This window comes from Nocardioides sp., from assembly GCF_034670285.1.
GTDB lineage: Bacteria > Actinomycetota > Actinomycetes > Propionibacteriales > Nocardioidaceae > Nocardioides.
Map to the genome: position 1 here is coordinate 1 of NZ_JAXMNS010000270.1, position 5,392 is coordinate 5,392.

At 65.6% G+C, this 5,392-nt stretch carries 5 protein-coding genes; 2 read left to right on the top strand and 3 right to left on the bottom strand.

Annotation, left to right across the window (positions count from 1 at the left end; all coding sequences use genetic code 11):
* Positions 1–2,755, top strand: a 2,755-nt coding sequence (locus VOI19_RS13475; RefSeq protein WP_323793478.1) for a vitamin B12-dependent ribonucleotide reductase, incomplete at its 5' end; no start/stop codon positions are given.
* Between the two features lie 259 nt (positions 2,756–3,014).
* Positions 3,015–3,677 carry a hypothetical protein gene (locus VOI19_RS13480; protein ID WP_323793479.1) on the top strand — a complete coding sequence of 221 codons (663 nt, stop codon included), beginning with the start codon at positions 3,015–3,017 and terminating at the stop codon, positions 3,675–3,677.
* Positions 3,678–3,741: 64 nt separating this feature from the next.
* On the opposite strand, the gene VOI19_RS13485 is transcribed toward VOI19_RS13480, so the two are convergent.
* The 3 genes from VOI19_RS13485 to VOI19_RS13495 all read right to left on the bottom strand — a co-directional run.
* A complete protein-coding gene (locus tag VOI19_RS13485) occupies positions 3,742–4,053 on the bottom strand; it encodes a hypothetical protein (RefSeq protein ID WP_323793480.1) in 312 nt (103 codons plus the stop codon).
* A gap of 53 nt (positions 4,054–4,106) precedes the next feature.
* Positions 4,107–4,799 carry a hypothetical protein gene (locus VOI19_RS13490; protein WP_323793481.1) on the bottom strand — a complete coding sequence of 231 codons (693 nt, stop codon included), beginning with the start codon at positions 4,797–4,799 and terminating at the stop codon, positions 4,107–4,109.
* A partial coding sequence (locus tag VOI19_RS13495) for a hypothetical protein (RefSeq protein WP_323793482.1) occupies positions 4,796–5,392 on the bottom strand: 597 nt, incomplete at its 5' end. The genes VOI19_RS13495 and VOI19_RS13490, both read right to left, overlap by 4 nt.

Consider the following 5,392-nt stretch of genomic DNA (forward strand, 5'->3'; position numbering starts at 1 on the left):
CCGCGACGTCGTCCAGACCAACTGGAAGACCGGCGCGTCGGTCTTCGAGCAGCGCGGGGTGGAATACCCCACGACCTGGTCGGTCAACGCCTCGACGATCGTGACCACCAAGTACTTCCGCGGCGCCGTCGGCACCGACGCCCGCGAGTGGAGCCTCAAGCAGCTCATCGACCGGATCGTGACCACCTACACCAAGGCCGGCCTCGACCACGGCTACTTCGCCACCCCGGGCGACGCCGAGGTCTTCGAGCACGAACTCACCTGGTTGCTGGTCAACCAGTACTTCTCCTTCAACAGCCCCGTGTGGTTCAACGTCGGCACGTCCTCGCCGCAGCAGGTCTCGGCCTGCTTCATCCTCTCGGTCGACGACTCGATGGACTCGATCCTCAACTGGTACAAGGAAGAGGGCTTCATCTTCAAGGGCGGCTCCGGCGCCGGCCTCAACCTCTCGCGCATCCGCTCCTCCAAGGAGCTCCTCTCCTCCGGCGGCACCGCCTCGGGCCCCGTCTCCTTCATGCGCGGTGCCGACGCCTCGGCCGGCACCATCAAGTCCGGTGGCGCCACGCGCCGTGCGGCGAAGATGGTCGTGCTCGACGTCGATCACCCCGACATCGAGGAGTTCGTGATGACCAAGGCCAAGGAGGAGGACAAGATCCGGGCCCTGCGTGACGCGGGCTACGACATGGACCTCGGCGGCGTCGACATCACCTCGGTGCAGTACCAGAACGCCAACAACTCGGTGCGCGTCTCGGACGAGTTCATGCGTGCGGTCGAGGACGGCACCGACTTCGCGCTGCGCGACCGCAAGAACGGCGACGAGATCGAGCGCGTCGACGCCCGCGACCTGTTCCACAAGATCAGCCAGGCCGCCTGGGCCTGCGCCGACCCGGGTCTGCAGTACGACGACACGATCAACGACTGGCACACCAACCCCGAGACCGGCCGCATCACCGCGTCCAACCCGTGCTCGGAATACATGTCGCTCGACAACTCCTCGTGCAACCTCGCCAGCCTCAACCTGTTGAAGTTCCTCAAGGACGACGACACCTTCGACGCTGCGCTGTTCGCGAAGGCCGTCGACTTCATCATCACCGCGATGGACATCTCGATCTGCTTCGCCGACTTCCCGACCGAGCCCATCGGTGACACCACGCGTGACTACCGCCAGCTCGGCATCGGCTACGCCAACCTCGGCGCGCTGCTCATGGCCATGGGCCTGGGCTACGACTCCGACGGTGGCCGCGCGATGGCTGCGACCATCACCTCGCTGATGACCGGCCAGTCCTACAAGCGTTCGGCCGAGCTCGCCGCGATCGTCGGCCCCTACGCCGGCTACGCCCGCAACGCCGAGGCCCACCAGCGCGTCATGCGCAAGCACCAGGCGGCCAACGACACGATCCGCACCCTCGCGATCGCAGACAGCCAGGTTCACAAGGCCGCCACGCAGGCGTGGGCCGACGTGCTCTCCCTGGGCTCCAGCAACGGTTTCCGCAACGCCCAGGCCTCGGTGCTCGCGCCGACCGGCACCATCGGCTTCATGATGGACTGCGACACCACCGGCATCGAGCCGGACTTCTCGCTGGTCAAGTTCAAGAAGCTCGTCGGCGGCGGCTCGATGCAGATCGTCAACCAGACGATCCCGCGTGCGCTGAAGAAGATGGGCTACCAGCCCGAGTCGGTCGAGGCGATCGTGGCCTACATCGCCGAGCACGGTCACGTCATCGACGCCCCGGGTCTGCGTACCGAGCACTACGAGGTGTTCGACACCGCCATGGGTGCGCGCTCGCTCAAGCCCATGGGCCACGTGCGGATGATGGCTGCCTGCCAGCCGTTCCTCTCGGGTGCCATCTCCAAGACGGTCAACCTGCCCGAGTCGGCCTCGGTCGAGGAGATCGAGGACGTCTACCTGCAGAGCTGGAAGCTCGGCCTCAAGGCGACCGCGGTCTACCGCGACAACTGCAAGGTCGGCCAGCCGCTCTCCGACGGCAAGGGCGACAACAAGGGCAAGGACTCCAACAAGTCCTCGGAGGCTGAGCTCGACGAAGCCCCGAAGGTGATCGAGAAGGTCGTCTACGCCCCCACCCGCAAGCGTCTGCCCAAGTCGCGCGTCTCGCGCACCACGTCGTTCACCGTCGGCGGTGCCGAGGGCTACATGACCTCCGGCGCCCACGACGACGGCCAGCTCGGCGAGGTCTTCCTCAAGCTCGGCAAGCAGGGCTCGACCCTGGCCGGCGTGATGGACGCCTTCTCGATCGCTGTCTCCATCGGCCTGCAGTACGGCGTCCCGCTCGAGACCTACGTCGCGAAGTTCACCAACCTGCGCTTCGAGCCCGCCGGTCTCACCGACGACCCGGACGTCCGGATGGCGCAGAGCCTCATGGACTACGTCTGGCGCCGGCTGGCGCTGGACTACCTGCCCTTCGAAGAGCGCGCCGCGATGGGCATCTTCTCCGCCGAGGAGCGTCAGCGTCACCTCGAGACCGGCTCCTACGAGCTGCTCGCCGAGGAGACCGGCTCGGCCTCCGAGCTCGTCGAGGCCACTGTCGTCCCGGAGGCTGAGCAGCGAGCGCAAGCGAGCGCCGACGAAGCCCCGGCCGCGGAGCCCGCGAAGGCCCACACCTCCGCCGAGCTCCTCGAGCAGCTCACCGGCACCGCGGTCGACAGCCCGCTCTGCATGACCTGCGGCACCAAGATGCGCCCCGCCGGCTCTTGCTACGTGTGCGAGGGCTGCGGAAGCACCTCTGGCTGCAGCTGATGACAACTTGCACGTAACGCAGACAGTATTTGCACGAATTGCAGACGGATTTGCAGCAGACGCAGACCGGTTTGCAGACAAGTAGGACATGTCAGAGGGGCTGGAACTTTGGTTCCAGCCCCTCGGTCATCAGACTTACACCCGCTGACGCAGTGCGTATTCTTCCGGCTAGCGCCGCAGATGAGTCCGCATTTACCGATGGGCGCGCGGTGATACAAAAAATGGACCGATGAACCACCCTCGTGGGGCAGGGGAACAGATGCAGCAACTGAGGCCCATCGTTCACCCCGGCCAGGCGGACACGCTCGTGCACTTCTGCGGGCGTGCGCGTCCGACCAACGCGCCCGAGGCCGCGTTTCTCAGCCCCGAAGAGCGGCTCAGCAATATCGTCGCCGAGGAGGTACTGCGTGCCCACCCGACGCACGGCAATCCCAACCCGGTTGTGTGCTTCAGTGAGAGTGATCACGGCGGCGTGGAGGCTTTGCTTCGCCACTTCCAGTTCGATGGATGGGGCTTGATTGTCCAGCGCCAGTGGGCGTGGAGCGCTGGCGGCGGTCCTGTCTGGTACGCCAGGTCCGAGATGTGGGAGCGCGTCTGCAGCCAGGTCGACCGAGACGCGCTGGCGTTCATAGTTCGAACAGAACCGGGCAGCGCTGACTGGCTCCACGAGCGGGAGTGGCGAGTCCCCTGCCCACGTGGGGAACTCCCTCTCATCAGCGTCGAAGTTGTGGCTCTACTCGTCTCGGATGCCGCCTGGGAGCCGCGCCCGATTCCTGAGTACGTCGCGTACGACGGGGGCGTCTGGGCAGACGTCACGCCCCGGCTCGCTTGCTCAGTCCCACGCTGGCTATGGGACGGCATCGCAATCACTCAACTGCCGCCGCTGGATGAGCGCGTCGAGATATGGCCGGTGCAGCCGTAGGGGTACCAAACGTGGACACATCCGGGGTAGCCATGGATGTCAGCAGCGTCCTGAGGCACAACAATTAGGACGCGTCGTCGGTGCGACGCACGGGGCCGTTAAACGCGGCAAGGAGCCGCAGTTGGGTCAAGAACTCCTCTGACTCCACGTCCACGTTGGAGTTTGCCTCGAACGACTGGGCTTCCTCTAACGAGACGTCGGCTAAGAGGTAGGCGATCACCCGGTGGGCCGTGATGCCGGTTTGCCTCCACGCCTCAACCTGCCGACGAGCCCGAAAAGCGTCATCCACTCGAACGGTCGGCATCGTGTCGAACGCCTCCTGCTGCCGTGCCGGGTCAGCCGTCCACAGGGGCCACCCAAAGAGCAGGACCCGCACCTGCGCAATCTGCTGCTCTTTCCACGCTGGTGTTCCTGTCATCCGGTCAACCCCTAGACGTTGAAGGCGTACGCAACGTCCTCGCTGAGCGAGAACCGGTTACCAGTGCCGGTGCCGAAGTTGATGGCTCCACGATTCTTGAGGGCACCGAGTTGGACCTGGTGGTCGTTGCGAGTTTCGCGCATGGAGATGTTGCCGGTGTAGATGGCGTAGAGGACACGGGCAGTGCCTTGGTGCATGCCTTCGCCGTCGTCGTGAAGTTCGGCGAGGCGCTGCCGCGCCTGGTCAGCGCGGTCGTCGAGGGGCCGGATGGTGATGCCCATGGTGTTCTCGTGCACTCGGAGGCCGGTGTGACGAAGGCGTGCGTCGAGGCCGGTGAGGGCGGTGCGGAGCCGATCGAGGTCCCATTGGAGAGCGACGGCGAGCCGGTCGGGTTTGTGCATTGTGCGCTCAGAAAGCAGGAGTCCTGCGAGGGTGTGGAGGTCGTCTTCGTCGGTGTCTTCGGGCTCGGCTGGCGGTGGCTGATCCAGCAGTTGTCCAGGGGTGAGTCCAAGTTGAGTCAGTCCCCGGTAGATATCAGCGACCTGGGTGCTGCGGCTGAGTTCGTTGCGGTGGAGGATGGCGCGGACGGTGGCGTCGCCGAGACCGGTGCGGCGGGCGAGTTCCCGTTCGCTGATACGCATTTCAAGGACGCGTTCGCGGACCTTCTCGCCGTTGGCGTAGACAACACGGTCGGTACTGGTCATGGCGTCTTTCCGTTCTTGATGTCGTCCGCGCTGGGTAGGTGTTGGGACACGAGCGGCAGGAGCGCGACGCCGAGGTTGGTGTTCCACCGTTCACGGCCGGTGACGTTGGACGCTTCGTGGGCTTGCACCGACGGGAGGTTAAGGTCGACGGCCGCACGGCGATGCGCATGTCCGATGGCGCGACTGGAGCCGAGGATGAACGGGTCGGTGCCTGCCGCGCCTTGGATAGTGCGAAGGATGCGCTGGGCGCGAAGGTAGGTGCGGGCGGCGTCGGACAGTGGCAGATGGTCGACTGTTGTGAGGTGGCCTTCGTCGGTCACGTCGTTGATGCGCAGAGCGGCGACTTGGTCGCGGGAGAGGTCCGCGTCTCGCAGGATGACGACGGCCGCACGCCACGGGTTGCGGTAGGCGCGCAGCGTCCGGACCTCCGCAGGGGTGAGCCTGCGGTGTTCGGAGTCTTGGATGCCTTTGAGGAAGTAGCCCAGGTTCACTTTCAGCAGTAGGCCGTGGGTAAACATGGCTGCCTGCGCGGACCGGGCGACAACGAGGGCCTTGCCGATGTGTTCGGTGTCAGCGACGGCGGCGGTGATGCC

What these genes read in the sequence shown, in the direction of transcription:
- VOI19_RS13490 (WP_323793481.1), bottom strand. Translation starts at nt 4,799, where the DNA reads ATGACCAGTACCGACCGTGTTGTCTACGCCAACGGCGAGAAGGTCCGC.
- VOI19_RS13480 (WP_323793479.1), top strand. Translation starts at nt 3,015, where the DNA reads ATGCAGCAACTGAGGCCCATCGTTCACCCCGGCCAGGCGGACACGCTC.